Origin of the sequence: Thiothrix eikelboomii, assembly GCF_900167255.1 — a bacterium.
Lineage (GTDB): Bacteria > Pseudomonadota > Gammaproteobacteria > Thiotrichales > Thiotrichaceae > Thiolinea > Thiolinea eikelboomii.
The window spans coordinates 140,337-157,293 of sequence record NZ_FUYB01000001.1 but is presented as its reverse complement, the minus strand read 5'-3'; the positions used below and the strand labels follow the sequence as shown (position 1 = coordinate 157,293).

At 45.7% G+C, this 16,957-nt stretch carries 19 protein-coding genes and 4 tRNA genes; 13 read left to right on the top strand and 10 right to left on the bottom strand.

Annotation, left to right across the window (positions count from 1 at the left end):
• Window positions 1–137: 137 nt before the first annotated feature.
• The 7 genes from B5D50_RS00770 to B5D50_RS00740 all read right to left on the bottom strand — a co-directional run bounded on the left by B5D50_RS00770 (window position 138) and on the right by B5D50_RS00740 (window position 3,665).
• Window positions 138–338, bottom strand: coding sequence for a PIN domain-containing protein (locus B5D50_RS00770; protein WP_078920665.1), 201 nt, complete (start codon window positions 336–338; stop codon window positions 138–140).
• Window positions 339–376: 38 nt separating this feature from the next.
• Entirely contained in the window at window positions 377–601 is a 225-nt protein-coding gene (locus B5D50_RS00765) for a type II toxin-antitoxin system Phd/YefM family antitoxin (protein WP_078920664.1), read from the bottom strand.
• A 97-nt stretch (window positions 602–698) separates the two neighbouring features.
• Entirely contained in the window at window positions 699–1,595 is an 897-nt protein-coding gene (locus B5D50_RS00760; protein ID WP_078920663.1) for a DMT family transporter, read from the bottom strand.
• Window positions 1,596–1,745: 150 nt separating this feature from the next.
• On the bottom strand, window positions 1,746–2,183 hold the full coding sequence (locus B5D50_RS00755; RefSeq protein ID WP_078920662.1) for an OsmC family protein: 438 nt from the start codon (window positions 2,181–2,183) through the stop codon (window positions 1,746–1,748).
• Window positions 2,184–2,285: 102 nt separating this feature from the next.
• A complete protein-coding gene (locus B5D50_RS00750; protein WP_078920661.1) occupies window positions 2,286–2,663 on the bottom strand; it encodes a hypothetical protein in 378 nt (125 codons plus the stop codon).
• Window positions 2,664–2,729: 66 nt separating this feature from the next.
• A complete protein-coding gene (locus B5D50_RS00745; RefSeq protein ID WP_078920660.1) occupies window positions 2,730–3,152 on the bottom strand; it encodes a CopD family protein in 423 nt (140 codons plus the stop codon).
• Between the two features lie 15 nt (window positions 3,153–3,167).
• The gene (locus tag B5D50_RS00740) at window positions 3,168–3,665 is read right to left on the bottom strand and encodes a peroxiredoxin family protein (RefSeq protein WP_078920659.1); all 498 of its coding nucleotides are present in this window, start codon (window positions 3,663–3,665) and stop codon (window positions 3,168–3,170) included.
• A gap of 74 nt (window positions 3,666–3,739) precedes the next feature.
• On the opposite strand from B5D50_RS00740, the gene argC reads away from it, so the two are divergent.
• The 4 genes from argC (at window position 3,740) to erpA (ending at window position 6,556) form a co-directional block, all read left to right on the top strand.
• A complete protein-coding gene (gene argC, locus B5D50_RS00735) occupies window positions 3,740–4,777 on the top strand; it encodes an N-acetyl-gamma-glutamyl-phosphate reductase (protein WP_078920658.1) in 1,038 nt (345 codons plus the stop codon).
• A 19-nt stretch (window positions 4,778–4,796) separates the two neighbouring features.
• On the top strand, window positions 4,797–5,612 hold the full coding sequence (locus B5D50_RS00730; protein WP_078920657.1) for a DUF6776 family protein: 816 nt from the start codon (window positions 4,797–4,799) through the stop codon (window positions 5,610–5,612).
• Between the two features lie 13 nt (window positions 5,613–5,625).
• Complete coding sequence (locus B5D50_RS00725) at window positions 5,626–6,114, top strand: bactofilin family protein (RefSeq protein ID WP_078920656.1); 489 nt, start codon at window positions 5,626–5,628, stop codon at window positions 6,112–6,114.
• A 97-nt stretch (window positions 6,115–6,211) separates the two neighbouring features.
• The gene (erpA, locus tag B5D50_RS00720; protein ID WP_078920655.1) at window positions 6,212–6,556 is read left to right on the top strand and encodes an iron-sulfur cluster insertion protein ErpA; all 345 of its coding nucleotides are present in this window, start codon (window positions 6,212–6,214) and stop codon (window positions 6,554–6,556) included.
• 94 nt (window positions 6,557–6,650) lie between these two features.
• On the opposite strand, the gene ppc is transcribed toward erpA, so the two are convergent.
• Entirely contained in the window at window positions 6,651–9,476 is a 2,826-nt protein-coding gene (gene ppc, locus B5D50_RS00715; protein ID WP_078920654.1) for a phosphoenolpyruvate carboxylase, read from the bottom strand.
• Between the two features lie 256 nt (window positions 9,477–9,732).
• On the opposite strand from ppc, the gene phaP reads away from it, so the two are divergent.
• Window positions 9,733–10,323 carry a phasin family protein gene (gene phaP, locus B5D50_RS00710; protein WP_159448538.1) on the top strand — a complete coding sequence of 197 codons (591 nt, stop codon included), beginning with the start codon at window positions 9,733–9,735 and terminating at the stop codon, window positions 10,321–10,323.
• Window positions 10,324–10,483: 160 nt separating this feature from the next.
• Here the strand turns inward: phaP and phaR are convergent, their stop codons facing one another.
• Window positions 10,484–10,942, bottom strand: coding sequence for a polyhydroxyalkanoate synthesis repressor PhaR (gene phaR, locus B5D50_RS00705; RefSeq protein ID WP_078920652.1), 459 nt, complete (start codon window positions 10,940–10,942; stop codon window positions 10,484–10,486).
• A 190-nt stretch (window positions 10,943–11,132) separates the two neighbouring features.
• The gene (gene phbB / locus B5D50_RS00700) at window positions 11,133–11,861 is read right to left on the bottom strand and encodes an acetoacetyl-CoA reductase (protein WP_078920651.1); all 729 of its coding nucleotides are present in this window, start codon (window positions 11,859–11,861) and stop codon (window positions 11,133–11,135) included.
• Between the two features lie 192 nt (window positions 11,862–12,053).
• Between phbB and phaE the strand changes: the two genes are divergently transcribed.
• From phaE to clpP, 8 genes are all read left to right on the top strand, one after another.
• A complete protein-coding gene (gene phaE / locus B5D50_RS00695; protein ID WP_159448537.1) occupies window positions 12,054–13,076 on the top strand; it encodes a class III poly(R)-hydroxyalkanoic acid synthase subunit PhaE in 1,023 nt (340 codons plus the stop codon).
• Window positions 13,073–14,140 carry a class III poly(R)-hydroxyalkanoic acid synthase subunit PhaC gene (locus tag B5D50_RS00690; protein ID WP_078920649.1) on the top strand — a complete coding sequence of 356 codons (1,068 nt, stop codon included), beginning with the start codon at window positions 13,073–13,075 and terminating at the stop codon, window positions 14,138–14,140. Before phaE ends, B5D50_RS00690 begins: the two co-directional genes overlap by 4 nt.
• 90 nt (window positions 14,141–14,230) lie before the next feature.
• Window positions 14,231–14,307 (top strand) — tRNA-Pro (locus B5D50_RS00685).
• 52 nt (window positions 14,308–14,359) lie between these two features.
• Window positions 14,360–14,436: transfer RNA gene (locus B5D50_RS00680), tRNA-Arg, on the top strand.
• Between the two features lie 39 nt (window positions 14,437–14,475).
• A tRNA-His gene (locus B5D50_RS00675) sits at window positions 14,476–14,551 on the top strand.
• A 100-nt stretch (window positions 14,552–14,651) separates the two neighbouring features.
• A tRNA-Leu gene (locus B5D50_RS00670) sits at window positions 14,652–14,736 on the top strand.
• Window positions 14,737–14,811: 75 nt separating this feature from the next.
• Window positions 14,812–16,116, top strand: coding sequence for a trigger factor (gene tig / locus B5D50_RS00665; RefSeq protein WP_078920648.1), 1,305 nt, complete (start codon window positions 14,812–14,814; stop codon window positions 16,114–16,116).
• A gap of 27 nt (window positions 16,117–16,143) precedes the next feature.
• Window positions 16,144–16,764 (top strand): ATP-dependent Clp endopeptidase proteolytic subunit ClpP, encoded by a 621-nt coding sequence (gene clpP / locus B5D50_RS00660; RefSeq protein ID WP_078920647.1) that lies wholly within the window; start codon window positions 16,144–16,146, stop codon window positions 16,762–16,764.
• Window positions 16,765–16,957: the final 193 nt, after the last annotated feature.

Genomic DNA, 16,957 nt, shown 5'->3' with positions numbered 1-16,957 from the left:
ACTTTATCTGCACTAGCTAAAGCTTCAGCATTTATACGCTCAGCAATCGCTAAATGCAGCGCATCCAAAGTTCGCAGCGGCAAATTAGCAAGGCGGTCAATTAATTGTCGTGCTATGACTACATCATCATTTTGCACTTAATATAGGATTAAAAATCCCTGTTCAATATTGTGCTCAAAGGTGGCAAAAATTTGTTGTGTGGAAGCTAAGCCAAGTTCTTTCATACGTTCACGGCGAGCGAGCAGGCAACGAAACTCGGTGACAGCTAGGGTACTGATATGGGTCTCATCTTGTTCATCAATCCAAGCAGCAAATTGTTCTGAGCCGATTTCATTCAAATATCATTTGGCGAGTGCGCTAGTATCTAGATAGGTTCTCATCGCTCATCTCGATCAGCACGAATTAAAGTTTCACTAGCAATGTGATGGAGCGGTTGCAAAGCGCGTAATTTGGCGTGAGTCGGTTTTTTGCGAAGAGCTACGACAGGTACAATCCGTGCTAAAGGCCTGCCGTGCCGAGTGATAATAATTTCTTGCGCTTTTTCTAAAACAGTTTGAAGTTGAGATAACTGCTGGCGAACTTCCCGAATAGACATTTCCATGATACATACCTTTTGTGCCACACTTTAATCATAGTGTGGCACAAAATACTCGTGATGCCACTTGAGCGAGCACTCGTTCAAAGCAAGGGCATGCTCACTATTCGCTAGTAGCCAAAGATTTCTTCCGCCATCTCGTAAACACCCCGTTCGCCAAAGCTGTCCCCGTCAAAATCACAATACAACCCACAATCATATCCCAAGTAATCGGCTCATGTAAAAACAGTGAACCCCAAATCATAGCAAACAAAGGAATCATATAGGTCACGGTCACTGCGCGTGCGGGGCCTAAAATACGAATTAAGCGGAAATACATTAAATAAGCCAAAGCGGTTGAGAAAACGGCTAAGGCAATTAATGCCAAAATAGCAATTAAAGAAGGAGCAGCGGTAGGTACACTAAACGGCAATAAAGGTAAAAATAATAAAAATGCTGCAAGCTGGCTACCTGCCGCAATCACGACTGCCGATACACCGACAAGACTGCGTTTAATATAGGTCGCAGAAACTGCATAAAGAAAAGCAGCGCCTAAACCAGCCATAACCGCTAACCAAAAATGTGGGTTTGCCGTCGAGGTATGCCAGCCTAATAAAATACCTACCCCCGCAAAGCCTAATAAAAATCCACCGATTTGCGTCCAAGAAAGGATTTCTTTATTGATGCCTAATAGTACAAGTAACACCCCAAATAAAGGCACGGTTGCATTAAGAATTGAGGTAAAGCCACCTGTTAAAATGGTAGTGGCATAAGCATAGGCTAAAAAAGGTAGGGCTGAATTAAATGCGCCGATTATAAATAAAGGTTTCAGATTTTTGCGCAATTCCCCGACCAAACCCTGATGCATTAATACAGGCAATAAGATTAAACCCGCTAAAAAAACGCGCCATGCAATCAGCCAAATTGGGCCAAATTCAGGCACAGCTACGCGCATAAATAAAAAAGAAGCGCCCCAGAGCGCTGCTAAAGCAATCAGCTCAAAGAAATAACCTAAATGCATGAGGTGGAGTCTATCTGTTAGTTTTTTATAAACTGTTTGCTTTTAAGCAGAGCAGTGAGTGGTTGAGTCAGGGTTGATCGAGTCTATTAGTCTTAGTTTGAGACTCTATGCACTTGGACCTAGAGTCACCATGCGGTTGGTTTTAAGCTATTAACTCAGAAACTCAACTTCCAAACTAATTGGCACAGCGGCGAGCGCCTTCGAGACCGGGCAGCCCACTTTGGCAGCTTCGGCAAAAGTTTGGAATTGTTCGGCATTGATATTCGGTACTTTAGCCTGTAAGCGTAAAGTGATAGCTTCAATGCTAAAACCATTTGCACCGGGGCGAATATCAACTTCGGCTTCAGTATGTAGCGACTCAGCAGTAAAACCTGCCTGATTTAATGCATGACTGGTGGCCATCGTAAAGCAAGCTGCATGAGCTGCCGCGATAAGTTCTTCGGGGTTAGTGCCTGCTTGACCATCTTCACTTAAAAAGCGCGTTTTGAAGGAGTAAGGTAGCTGGTTGAGTGCTCCGCTGAGTGAGCTAATTTTACCTTGTCCATTTTGGGTATCGCCGGTCCAATCGGCTTGTGCGGTACGTTTCATCGGTCACTCCTAGGTGGTTTTGGGTGTTAACTGCGATGTCTAGAATTTGATGCTACGCTAAATGACTCGATATCACTATTAGAATCCTTATCAAACATCTATTCAACGACAACCCATAATGCGGGCATTCAACAGTAGAACTCCAGAAGCATAAGCAGGATGACGTTCTTTGGCTACAAATTGGCAGGTTTGGAATTGGGCGGGTAAGATTTGATCGGGCAATAATTCCACTGCGACACTTTGGGCAGGCTGGATATATGAATCGCCTCGGGCTACATATTGCACGGTCGTCGTAAGGCGATAAATAGGCATCCTGCCCGTTGCCCCGCCACGACCCAAATTAATACGATTAGCTGCCTGAATCGTAGCGGTAAATACGTATTCAGGTTCACCATCACTGGGTAAAGACGGATTGGATGGGGTAGCCACGCAAGCGGATAAGCAAATAGCCAAGGCCATTGGACTGATGAGTTGTTTCATAATTTTAGGTCTCTGCAAGAATTAAGAAAATAGGCTTGCCACTCAATTAACGTTAATAAACTACAACTAAAAAGGTTTAACCACAGCAAAAATCACAATCAAAATCAGCAAAGCACCGGGGACTTCATTAAACCAGCGATACCATTGATGACTGCGCTGATTATGGTCTGCACGAAAGGTGTGCATGATTCGCCAGCACCCATAATGATAGGCCAGCAGTAAAATCAGCAAGACGGCCTTGGCATGAAACCAGCCCATGCTTAAGATCAGCCCTTCGCTGAGGATTAGCATCCACACACCAAACCCAGCGGTCAGCACAGCACCTAGGGTCATAATCCCAAACAGGCGGCGCTCCATGATTTTGAAAAGCTCAAAACTCGCTTGGTTCTCTGCCATTGCGTGATAAACATACAGGCGTGGTAAATAAAACAAGCCTGCAAACCAAGTCACCATAAAGATAATATGGAAGGCTCTAATCCATTCGTACATAAAATTTCCTAAGGCTTAGAGCAGCGTTTTAATGCGCTCACGCATATCGTCGACTTTAAAATCACCTAATTGCTGCATGACAATTTTGCCATCCCCTGAGACAAGGAAGTTAGTCGGTGTCACTCGCACTCCGCCAAAGGCTTTGGCGAGTACTCCGCCTTGGTCCCAAGTGATGTCATAATTCATACCTTTTTGCTCGCGCATGGTTTTAATCAGGGGGAGTTCGTCATACTCCATCGCAATGGCTAGGACCTTAAAGCCATCTTTGCCAAACTCTTTTTGCAACTCAACTAGCTGCGGAATTTCTTTCACACAGCCGGAGCAACTGGTCGCCCAAAAGACCGCTAAATAAGGTTTGCCTTTCAATTGCTCAGTGGCAATTTTGTTACCATCAATGGTGGTAATCTCCGCGTTAGGAGCCGCTTGCAAGCCTTCGCTAGGCACTAACCAAAACAAAGCGGCTGCGCCGACAATCACTGCCAAAATCAATAAAGCTTTAATATCGAGTTTCATAGCCAAAATCTTGTGAATCAAAAAGGATGGGGTATTATACAAAATATTCTAGTGAATAGAGATAAAGGACTACTGTGAAAAAGGTTGCTGTTGTCGGGGCTACGGGTTATACCGGTGTTGAGCTATTACGTTTATTGGTTAATCACCCTCAAATACGTGTCAGTCAAGTGACTTCGCGTGAAAATGCAGGCACACGTGTAGACGCGATGTTTCCCAATCTACGGGGTTTTTTGGATCTCGACTTCACTGCCCCTGAAGTGGAGCAATTAGCTGATAATGATTTAGTGTTCTTTGCCACCCCCAATGGGGTTGCGATGAAAAGCACGCCCGCTTTGCTAGCAGCAGGGGTTAAAGTCATTGATCTTGCTGCTGATTTTCGCATCAAAAATATCGAAGTCTGGGAAAAATGGTATGAAATGAAGCATGCTTGCCCCGATTTGGTTGCAGAAGCTGTATACGGTTTGCCTGAGCTAAATCGTGCTGAGATTGCCAAAGCGCGTTTAATTGCGAACCCCGGTTGTTATCCTACGGCAGTGACTTTAGGCTTAGTGCCACTGATTGAACAAGGCCTAGTCGATTTAGATATTATTGCGGATACTAAATCGGGTGCAAGCGGTGCAGGACGCAAAGCCAGTGTGGCGCATTTGCTTTGTGAATCAGCGGATAGCTTCAAAGCTTATGGTGTATCTGGGCATCGACATCAGCCTGAAATTGCGCAAACTTTAACAAACTTGGCCGGTAAAGCGGTGGATCTGACGTTTGTACCGCATTTATTGCCGATGATTCGCGGTATTCATGCCACCTTGTATGCAGATTTAACCGCCAACACTGAAAGCGCTGCTTCGATTCAAGCTCTCTATGAAGCGCGTTATCAAGCGGAGGCTTTTGTTGATGTGATGCCGCCTAAGTCTCATCCAGAAACTCGCTCGGTACGGGGTGCGAATACTTGCCGAATTGCGATTCATCAACCACAAGGCGGTAAACGTTTAGTGGTGCTGTCGGTGATTGATAATTTGGTGAAAGGGGCTGCTGGGCAGGCAGTGCAAAATATGAATTTAATGTTTGGTTATCCAGAAACCACCGGCTTACTCAGCCCCGGGTTATTGCCTTGATTGCCTTGTTTAAACCTGTATGAGTCTTGAATATCGGATTGACCATCGGGGTGTTGTTCAGGTTCAAGCAGCGCGCCAACCGAGTCGGTGTTGGCCGTTGTTAGTCGCCTTACTCTTATTGTTAGGAGTGCTAGTTGCTTGGTTATATGTCAGTGGTTATTTAACCCCCGTTGATGCCACGGATGGAACACAAGCACTGTCTTTGCGCGGCAAGATGAATGAGCAGGCGCGCTTGCTTGAAGAGCAAAATCAACACATTATTAAGCTCGAAAGCCAAGCAGCCTCAGCGACTCGTTCTGAGCAAGTGCAAACGACTGCGAATGAAGCCTTAAGGCGGCGGTTGGCTCTCGTTGAAACTGAATTAGCGGATGCCAAAGATAATTTACTGCTTTATGAGGATATTCTGTCTCCTAAAGATGTCGAAGCGGGATTATCCATTCGGTATTTTGGACTCAAGCCGCGTGTGATTGATGCTGAGGGAAATAAGCTTGAGCATGAGCGGTTTTATCAGTATCAATTAGTACTAGCCAATGTACGGGGCAATGAGGCAGGTGTCTCAGGTCACTATCATCTAGAGATCAAAGGTTTAAAGGCAGGTGCAAAACTCAATTTACCCTTGAGCGCCCTGCGAGTGAAATCCACTGAGCAGAATCAAGATGTTAATCGTTTTTCTTTGAAGTATTATCAGCGCTTTGAGGGGATGATTGAGTTGCCACCGGATTTTACTCCAGAGCAAGTCTTAGTGACTTTGCGTCCTGAGTCAGGTGCTAACCCAGTAACCAAGAGCTATGATTGGCAAGTATTTAATTTATCTAAAAAATCTGCAGCAAGTTAAGGAGTAAAAGTCAATGTTTGGTAAGAGTAATCCGAAAGCGAATCCGCCAGCGACTACCAATAATCCAGTAACCCCTGCGGTTGCTACTACGACAGCCGAACAAAAGGGTGGCAACCGCAGTGCACGTATTGACACTTTAATTGGTCGGGGTACGACGATTGACGGGGATTTGACCTTTTCGGGCAATTTGAATATTGAAGGCACAATTAAAGGCAATCTAACGGCTGATAATGATGATTCTACCTTGATTCTGAGCGAGCAAGGCCGTATTCAAGGTGAAGTACGTGTCTCGAGTATGCTGTTGAATGGTGCGATTGATGGGGATGTCTTCGCCAATGGCAAGGTTGAGTTATTTGAAAAAGCCCGTATTTGTGGCGATGTTTATTACAATTTGTTGGAAATGGCCGTCGGTGCCGAAGTCAATGGTAAGTTAGTACGGCAAAAACCCAATGATACGAGTAAATTACCCCCACCCAAAGCACCAGAGCCAAGCAATACTTAAGCTTATCTAGCTAGAAAAGAGGCTTTATTGACCCTGTTGACGGCAGGTGTTAACGTATTCTTTATCTTGATTTTGCACAGTTTGCAGGAGTTTTTACATGACCGTAGAAATGGCTTCTCCACTGGTGTTTACTAATGCTGCTGCAGCTAAAGTAAAACAGTTGATTGATGAAGAAAATAATGCCGCTTTAATGTTGCGGGTGTTTGTGACGGGTGGTGGTTGCTCGGGTTTCCAGTATGGCTTTACCTTTGACGAAGCTGAAGGTGAGGGTGATACGATGGTCGAAAACGGGGGAGTGAAGTTGCTCATCGACCCCATGAGTTTCCAATATATGGTAGGTGCTGAAATCGACTATACCGAAGGTTTAGAGGGTGCACAGTTTGTGATTCGTAATCCGAATGCGACAACGACTTGTGGCTGCGGTTCTTCTTTCAGTCCCTAGACCCAAAACTCGCAAGAACTAGCCCACGGCAACTCAAACGCAAGTTTCTTTTCTAACCCCTCCAAACTTAGGAGGGGTTTTGTTTTTTAGGTGGCTAGCCTGTATTCCTTAGGCCTGCCGCAATCGCATTGATCGTCCGCAATAAGGCTTCCAGCCAAGGGGATGGCTCAGTGGTTTGGGTTAAATGCTCACGATGGCGACGGAGTAAAGTCACTTGAATATTATTCAAGGGGTCGAGGTAAGGGTTGCGCCTGAGTACCGAGTATTGCAATAACGGCGTATCGTCCATCAAACGTGCTTGCTGGGTAATCAGCAGAATTTCACTGACCGTTAACTCAAACTCAGCTCGAATCGTCGCGTAAATTTGTTTAGCGATTTCTTGATTTTCCACCAAACTGGCATATTCACGCGCAATATCCATTTCTGCTTTAAATAAACCCATTTGGGTATTGCCCAACAGCGATTTAAACGCAGGCCAGTTGCTATGCATATCACGCAGGCGCTCTAAACCATCAGGATGTCTATGGCGGAAATCGGCTAGGGCTGTACCGATACCATACCAACCGGGCAGAGTATGCCGTGCTTGTGCCCAGCCAAAGACCCAAGGAATCGCCCGAATCGACGATTTGTCACGGACTGTTTGTTTACGATGTGAGGGGCGCGAGCCTAAATTGAGCTGGCCAATTTCCTGTACGGGTGTACCTTCATAGAAATAGTCCATTAAGCCCGGTGTCCGATCCGTTAACTGTCGATAGCTGTTTTCGCCGATCGCGGCGATCTCATGCATCGCCGTGTGATAAGACGCACGATCTGCCACACGCGGAATCACTAAGCCCGCACTGGCTTTGAGTAGGCCAGTCGCGCCCACGCCTAATTCATACACAGCGGTTTCTAGATTACTGTATTTGGCAGCCAATACCTCACCTTGCTCAGTGAATTTGATTTGCCCTCGCACGGTATTAGGGGGTTGCGCGACAATGGCTTCATGGGTGGGGCCGCCACCGCGTCCAACGGTACCACCGCGTCCGTGGAACAGGCGGCAAGTAATCCCGTATTGATCGGTGAGGCTTAAAACTTCTTTTTGTGCATTGTATAAATTCCAATTAGAAGCAAGGATACCGCCATCTTTGCACGAATCAGAATAACCGAGCATGACTTCTTGTAAATTACCCGAGGCTCGCAGCAAAGCTTGATAAGTGGGATTTTCAAATAGATGGGTTAATACACTGGTAATATGTTTGAGGTCTTCAATGGTTTCAAACAACGGTGAAACACGAATGTTGCAGAATAATTGCCGTTCAGTGGTATAGCCAATCAGACCTGCCATTTTAGCCAGCAGGAGTACCTCCATAATGTGACTGGCATGATGGGTCATCGAGATCACATAAGTGCCAAAGATTTCAGGGCCTGCCTCGCTGCGCATTTCAGTCAGAGTATCGAAGACTTCTAAGGTTTCTGCAGTTCGTGCAGTCAGCTCGGGTCGATAAGGCATCGGTAGGCGCTGACGCTGAATCAGTTCAGCCAGTAATGAAATCCGTTCGTCTTCTGGTAAGGCTAAGTAGTGACCGCATAAGCCTGAACGATTGAGCAGCTCGGCGACGGTTTCGCTGTGAATGGTTGACTCTTGGCGAATATCTAATTGGTAGAGTCCAAACCCACAGGTTTCGACTAAACGAATCAAATCACGTAATTCACGTCCTGCGAGCAGGCCATCATTATGGCTATACAGTGAGTCATAGATGAGCTTCAATTCGTGTAGGAAGAGTTCAGCATGGTTATAAGAAGCTAGCGGTAAAACTGCCTGCTGATGATTGAGCCGCGCACGTACCACTTCTAAGGTATTTTTTAAGCGATAGCGCATAATGGTGAGTAAGCGGCGATAAGGTTCTTCAAGCAATTGGTCAGTACGCTTAGCGAGTAAGCGATTACCCATTTGCTCGTTAATAGCCGCTAAGTACTGGGAAAATTCAGGTGAGGGCGTAATAAACTCGGTGGAATGCGACAGTGAATTACGCAGCACATCCACTCGCTCAATATAGGCATACAGAGCTTCACTCATCCCTAAGCGAATAGCATTGCGGGTAACCGCTGCCGTGACAAACGGATTGCCATCGCGGTCACCGCCGATCCATGAGCCAATCCGCAAAAAGCTCGGTACATTGACTTGATGGCTGCCATAGGCATAACGCATGGCGCGCTCAAAGAAACGATACAGCAGTGGAATGGCGTCAAATAAACTTTCGCGGAAATAATAAAGCCCATAATTGACTTCATCTTCAACGGTAGGCTTGCGCGTGCGAACTTCATTGGTGCGCCAGAGCATTTGAATCTGGCCTTTAATTTGGCGCAAAAGGGCAGAGCGCTCATCATCACTAGCCTCATCTAGGGTTTCGAGTTGATTAATCATCACGAAAATCTGGCGTTGAATACCCATTAGAGTGCGGCGGCGAGCTTCGGTTGGATGGGCCGTAAACACAGGGATATAACGCAGTTGATTCATGAGCGTTTGCATTTGCTCAGCTGTCACCCCCTCATCTCTTAATTCAACTACGGTACGCCGTGCTGAACCTTTCCAAAGCAATGGATCATCGCCGTGGGCGAACTTACGGCGGCGCTCACGTTCCCGAAAGTCCTCTTCAACAATATTGGATATGACATAAAAGGTATTGAAGGCACGGATGATTTTTTCAATTGCCTGTACATCCAGTTCGAGAATAAATTGCATCAAGGCCTCGCGCAGGGCGGGATCATCTTGTTGACGTAACTGGATATAACCACGACGTAATTTTTCTACGGCTTCGTATAAAGCGAGCCCTTCTTGCTCGCGCAAAATTTCACCCAGCAGTTCGCCAAATTGACGCACTCGAGCTTCTAATTCTTTGAGATTAGCGAGTTCATAGGGGGCAGTATTCGTTTGCATAGTAGGGTCTTTTGCTAGCAGGATAGAGTATTGATTATGCACCAGCTTTTTGCACAGGACTATTGAAATTCACCGGTCACAAAAAGACGCTATACTTAGGATATGCTTAAAAATAAATCTTTTGTTGCAATGCACAAAAATGGTTGACAGCAGATTAGAACTTCGCTATTGTGCACTGCATCAAATGCTGAAAAGCAAGACGAAATCTGAAATTAAAATCAGGCACTTATACTGACTCACTAAGGGATATATGACCATGCAAAACGCTATGATGGATCTGTTCAAACAATTGAATGACAACGCTATGAGCTCAGCTAAGCGCGTTGGCGAATTAAATATGAAAACTTTCGAAACTTTAACGGCTAAGCAAACTGCTTTACTGAGCAGCTGTTTCGAAGCAGGCACTAAGAATGCTGATGCTTTATCAAAAGCTAAAGACCCGAAAGAAGCGTTTGCTCTGCAACAAGAAGTATTGAAGTCTTGTGGCGAAAAGTGGTTAGCCAATGTTCGTGAAGCGGCTGAACTGTTAACAGCGACTCGTGATGAATTAGTTGCTATTGCTGAAGAAGCTGCAAAATACGCTTCTCAAACCACTGAAAAAGCCACTGAGCTGAGCAAGCAAGCTTTAACTGAAAACATGGAAAAAGCCTCAGCTGCAGTTGAAAAAGCAATGGCTAAAGCCACCGCATTAACTCAAGAAGCGGCAACTGCTGGCAAAGAAGCGGCTGATAAAGCAATCGCTGCTGGCAAAGATGCAACCGATAAAGCAGTTGCTGCGACAAAAGACGCAGCTGACAAAACAGTCGCTGCCACTAAGAAAGCGGCTGAAGACGTTAAATCTGCTTAATATCCGTTTGAACCAGCCACTAAGTGCTCTCCTCTCCTCCTCCGGTGCTTAGTTGCTGAAGTTATTAAATTACCCGCTCAAGGCGGGTAATTTTTTATCTACTCTTCCATCCGGCCAAGACCTTTATCAGAGCCGTGTTCAGCTGATTAGCTTGATTCGATTAATCGCGCTTATTAGGCGAGATGCTTTTCAAAATATCCTGTTGCATCTTGTTCCAAGCTTGCAAATTCTGCTCACTCAGTTTTAACCAATTGTCTAAGGGTGTGCCAGCCAAGGCACGATGCATTTGCTCACTAATCGCTTGTTGCTGATTATTAAACAATTGCATGCTCTGCTCCATGAATGAACTAAAGCCTTGCTGAGTGGTGACACCATAGTTACGAATAAATTTAGACAATAGGTCACTACTAAACAGCGGTTTACCGCCTGATTCTTGCTCCATGATGATCTGCAACAAAATGCTACGGGTAATGTCTTCGCTAGTTTGACGGTCAACGACTTGAAAAGGAATCTCTTGCATTACCAGCTCGCGTACATCAGCTAGCGTGATGTAACAGCTTTGATGCGTATCGTACAGGCGGCGATTAGGGTATTTTTTAATAATCCGGATATCGGTCATGCTCATTCTTTACCAAACTTCTGGTGATCAATGTGGTGTGCACTAAGTATATGCATCTTTATTGTATAGGCTATTGTTTTGCCCTGCATACTCTTGATCAATGATTTAAGAGGAAATTTGTGAGAATTCACGGGTTTTGTAACGAGTAGCATAGTTTGACTATGCTACTTTGACAGCTGCTCGCACGTGATTAGTGCATGAATTGGCCGCCGTTAGCGCTGATATTTGCACCCGTGATGAAGGCCGCATCATCAGAAGCTAAGAAAGCGGCAACCGCTGCAATTTCTTCTGGCTTACCTAAACGCTTCACTGGGATTTGTTCAACAATGGCATTACGAATATCTTCACGAATCGCCATGACCATTTCTGTACCGATATAGCCCGGAGAAATGGTATTCACGGTGACACCTTTACGAACAACTTCCTGTGCTAAGGCCATTGTAAACCCATGAACGCCGGCTTTAGCTGCGCTGTAATTGGTTTGACCGGCTTGACCTTTTTGGCCATTCACGGATGCAATATTGATAATCCGCCCGAAGCCACGCTCAGTCATACCTTCGACAAATTGATGGCAAACATTGAATAAGCTGTCTAAGTTAGTGGATAAAACGGCTTTCCACTGTTCTGGGGTCATGCGTGTAAATTTCGCGTCACGAGTGATACCCGCATTATTGACGATCACATCAACTTGACCATGATCCGCTAAGATGCGTTCTTTGAGTTCGAGGCAAGAATAATAATCACTGACATTACAAGGATAGAGATCCACATCATAGTCTTGAGCTTCGGCCCAAGCTTTCGCTTTTTCTTCTGGCTCGAAGTAAGTTGTAATAATTGTATAACCATTAGCTGCTAAACGTTTACAGATAGCGGTGCCAATACCACCGGTACCACCAGTAACTAGTGCAACTTTACTCATAACCAAATCTCCGTTAAACGATGATGTGAAAATCAACAGTGGGGACCATACATGATGGAGTATTCACAAGGCTTAGCTAGAACGAGTAGACTCACAAGTCACCCGCTAGGTTGCGCTTGTTGCGCTGCACAAATTAGCATGATATGGTTGAACTGTACAACCATTTTATCTTTAGGTTTGGAGGAGACCGAGATGAGTTCTAAACAATGGTCGGAAGAAGCCATCAAAACATGGCTAGATGCACAACAGCGCTATTGGTCAACTCTCTCCACAATTAATCCTCTTGCTTCTACTACGCCGCACTCACAAGCACCCACTTGGGCGCAGGATTTAAACCAATGGTGGAGTTCTGTCACCCAAGATTCTCCACCACAAATCCAAGATGTCTTAAGTCGTGTCATGGAGATGGGCAAGGTCTATCTGGGTTTAGCCGAGCAAGTGTATAGCAACTCAAAAATTGATCCCGACACACCGAGTGTGGAAGCTTGGATGCGTACACTCGAGCAGAGTTTTAACCAAGGGCGTAATCAAGGTGGCGTGACAGCAGGTAATCTAGGTTTAGGCCATTCTTTATTTGAGGGTTGGCAGCAGCTGGTTGGCAATATGCAGAGCATGAACTTGTTCCGAGATGTCGGTACGGGTGGCCTGAATATGCCGAACGCGGGTTTATGGCAAGAGCATCTACAAAAAGCTTTGGCGAGTCCTAGTTTTGGGTTATCGCAAGAAGGGCAAGCGCGCTTAAAGAAATTAGCTGCGCTAGCCTTAGGTTATCAGCAGGCGATGGATCGTTACAGCGAGGCGTTTGCGACTCAAGGTCAGGCCTCAGTACAAGCTTTGCGAGTCCGTATTCAAAGCTTGGCGGATGCGGGCAAGCAGGTGACTTCCTTACGCGAGCTGTATGATTTATGGGTTGATGTCAGTGAAGATACTTATGCGCAATTTGCGGCGAGTGAGCATTATCAAACCTTGTATGGTGAATTAGTGAATGCCTTCTTGCTGCTCAAGCAGGGGATGAATGAGCATTTAGAGGCTGAGTTCAAAGCTTTTGGTTTGCCTGTCCGTGCTGATTATGAGGCAGTTATTAAAAAGCAATATGAAATAAAGCGCGAAAATAATCTATTACGCCAGCAAGTTCGTACTTTAGAGCAGCGCTTGAAACGAATTGAGCAAACTCTGCAAACCACAGCAACCGCTACTGAGGAGGCTGCCCAATGATTCCTTTTAATATGCGTCCCGAAGCTTTAGCCGCTGAAGTCAAAGCCTTTAATGAGAAGCTGACCGAAGGTATGGCGAATATGCTGGCTATGCAAGAGGGCAGAGCTGGGGTAACGCCGCATGAGGTGATTTATCAAGAAGACAAGCTCAAACTCCTGCATTATCTCGGTGATCCAGAAATGGAGCGTAATCCCATTCCTTTATTGGTGGTCTATGCCTTAGTCAATCGGCCGTATATGACCGACCTACAGGAAAACCGCTCCACGATTAAAGGCTTGTTAGAGGCAGCACAGGATGTGTATTTGATAGATTGGGGTTATCCCGATGCCTCGGATCGTTATTTAACGATGGATGATTATCTGAATGGCTATCTTGATCGTTGTATTGATCAGTTGTGCGAGCGACATGGGGTTGAGCAGGTCAACTTATTAGGGATATGTCAAGGTGGGGCATTTAGCTTGTGTTACAGCGCCTTGCATCCTGAACGGGTAAAAAATCTTGTCACAATGGTGACCCCAGTCGATTTCCAAACACCGGATAATATGCTCAGTAACTGGATTCAGAAAGTTGATGTCGACTTGCTGGTGGATACTTTGGGTAATATTCCGGGGGAGATGCTGAATTGGACTTTCCTGAATCTAAAGCCTTATCAATTGATGGGGCAGAAGTATTTAGGGCTGGTGGATATGATGGGCGACAAGGAGGTTCTGAAAAACTTCCTGCGCATGGAAAAATGGATTTTTGATAGCCCCGATCAAGCCGGTGAAACCTTCCGTCAGTTTATGAAGGATTTTTTCCAACAGAATAAATTAATTAAAGGCGAAGTAGAGCTTGCTGGACAGCCAGTCAAGCTTGCGAATGTGACGATGCCTGTGCTAAATATCTATGCAGATCAGGATCATTTAGTTCCGCCAGCTGCTTCTAAAGCACTAGCCAACTATGTCGGTTCTAAGGATTATGCAGAGCTGAGCTTTAATGGCGGACATATTGGTGTTTATGTCAGCGGGAAGGCACAAAAGACGATTCCCCCCGCTATTGGCTACTGGCTAAACGAACGTGTTTAACTTGTATTTTTCTACTTGACGACTTTAATTTCGATCTGTATATTTCGCGGTCTTGAAACATCAAGCAACGAAAGTTGTCTTAACTCAAGTCGGGGTATAGCGCAGCCTGGTAGCGCGTCTGTTTTGGGTACAGAATGTCGGGAGTTCGAATCTCTCTACCCCGACCACTTTTTCAGAGTGGTCTATAATCAAGTTTAAGCTTACTATAGTCTGCCTTCTGCGCCCGTGGCTCAGCTGGATAGAGCAACGGCCTTCTAAGCCGTGGGTCGCAGGTTCGAGTCCTGCCGGGCGCGCCATTGTTGTCCCGTTAGCCTCGATCATAAAGTTTCCAGATGGTGGTTGTAGCTCAGTTGGTAGAGCCCCGGATTGTGATTCCGGTTGTCGTGGGTTCGAGCCCCATCATCCACCCCAACTTTACTCTACATTTTGGTTATACATCTGGCAATTTGCTGTGTATAATCGCCTCCTTTCCGGGATTATGGGCAGCTACCCCGTTTTTCCGACGAAATATGCGAAAGTGGCGGAATTGGTAGACGCACTGGATTTAGGTTCCAGCGCCGCAAGGCGTGAGAGTTCGAGTCTCTCCTTTCGCACCATGATTCAAACAATCCAAATATTTTGATGATAACCCCTCCAGCCTTTGGTTGATGGATGGGGAGATGAGGTATGGCATGCAAGTTTCAGTAGAGTCAACAGGAAGTATCGGGCGTAAAATGACAGTCGAAGTGCCTGCCGAGCGGATTGAGCAGAGCGTCGAGTCACGTCTTAAGTCCATGGTCAAGCGTGTGCGTCTGGATGGTTTCCGCCCCGGCAAAGTTCCTTTCAATGTTGTTAAGTCACGCTACAGTGATTCTGTACGCCAAGAAGTGATCGGTGAAGTATTAGAAAATACTTTCCGAGATGCCTCTGTTCAACAAAATCTGCGGGTCGCAGGTCTGCCACAAATCGAGTTGCAAGCACTCGCAGTGGGTCAGCCGTTGGTGTATGTAGCGAATTTCGATGTCTATCCTGAATTTGTAGTGGCTGATGTGACGGGTTTAGAACTCAAGCGTCCTGTTGCTGAAGTACAAGATGCTGATATTGATAACATGCTGAATACGATTCTCAAGCAACAACGCGAATGGAAAGACGTGGAGCGTGCTGCACAATCGGGCGATTTAGTGCGTATCGACTTTGAAGGTAGTGTGGACGGTGAGACTTTTGCAGGCGGTACGGCACAAGATTATCCTGTTGAGCTAGGTGCAGGTCGGATGTTACCCGATTTTGAGGCCGCTTTAATGGGGATGAGTGCGGGTGAAACTAAAACCGCAGAGGTCGCTTTCCCTGAAGACTATCAAGCTGAAAATTTAAAAGGCAAGACAGCACAGTTCAAACTGACGGTACATAAAGTACAGGAAGAGTCTTTGCCTGAACTGAACGAAGAGTTTATTAAGCAATTCGGCGTTGACGATGGCAGCCTTGAATCGTTCCGTGCAGAAGTTAAGAAAAACATGACACGTGAATTGGGCAATGCTTTAAAAGCTCAAGTGAAGCAGCAAGTCATGGAAGGCTTATCCAATTTGCATGAAATCGACTTACCGAGTGCTTTAGTGAAAGACGAAATCCAACACGTTCGTGAGGAGTTTTCGCAAAGTACAGGCAATTCAGCGGATAATATCCCCGATGATTTATTCCAGCCACAAGCAGCACGTCGGGTAAAGTTGGGTTTGATCGTTGGCGAGATTATTCGTCAAAAAGGTCTGCAACGTGATCCTGCCCGTGTCGATGCGATGCTGGAGACTTTGGCTGCCTCTTATGAGGACCCAGCTGCTTTGATTAATTACTACCGGACGAATCGTCAAGCTATGCAAACTGTGGAAGCAGCGGTCATGGAAGATATGATTGTAGAGTGGGTATTAGCTCAGGCGCAGGTCACAGATGAAGCACGCGATTTTGAATCAGTGATGAATCGCAAGCAGGCACCGGCAGCCGCTTAATAGGCTCAATGTACAGGTGAAATAATAATGTCTAAGCTACATGGTGCATTAGGAACTCAAGCTTTGGGTATCCCTTACGTGATTGAAAAAACCTCACGTGGGGAACAAGCTTATGATCTTTATTCTCGGCTACTGAAAGAGCGGATTATCTTCTGTGTCGGTGGAATTGAAGACTATATGGCGAACTCGATTGTGGGTCAGCTCTTGTTTCTGGAATCTGAGAATCCTGAAAAGGACATTCACCTCTATATTAATTCACCCGGTGGGGTGGTGACTGCCGGGATGGCGATTTACGATACTATGCAGTTCATTCGTCCGCAGGTCAGTACGCTATGTATTGGCCAAGCTGCGAGTATGGGGGCCGTGCTGTTAGCAGCGGGTGCTCCGGGTAAGCGGGCTTGTTTGCCACATTCTCGAGTGATGATTCACCAACCCCTAGGGGGCTTCCAAGGTCAAGCTTCAGATATTGAAATTCATGCCCGCGAAATTCTAAAAATTCGTGAGGAACTGAATTTGGTACTCTCTAAGCACACCGGTCAGCCGCTTGAAAAAATTAGCCATGATACCGATCGTGATAATTTTATGACGGCGGCTCAGGCTAAAGACTATGGTTTGATTGATTTAGTATTAGACAAACGTAGTTCATAGACCTTCATTTCATTAAATTTTTGTTAGAAACAGCCTGTTTATCAGGCTGTTTTTGTTTTAATGGGCGTATAAAGCATAGGCTTCTTGTTATTCAATCCCATACTCGTAGATAATAAGGCTTGAAGTTCTTGTTTTTGGCATTACATAGCAAATTAATTCGCTATTTAAGCACATTTGCCAGTCAACTCTGGCG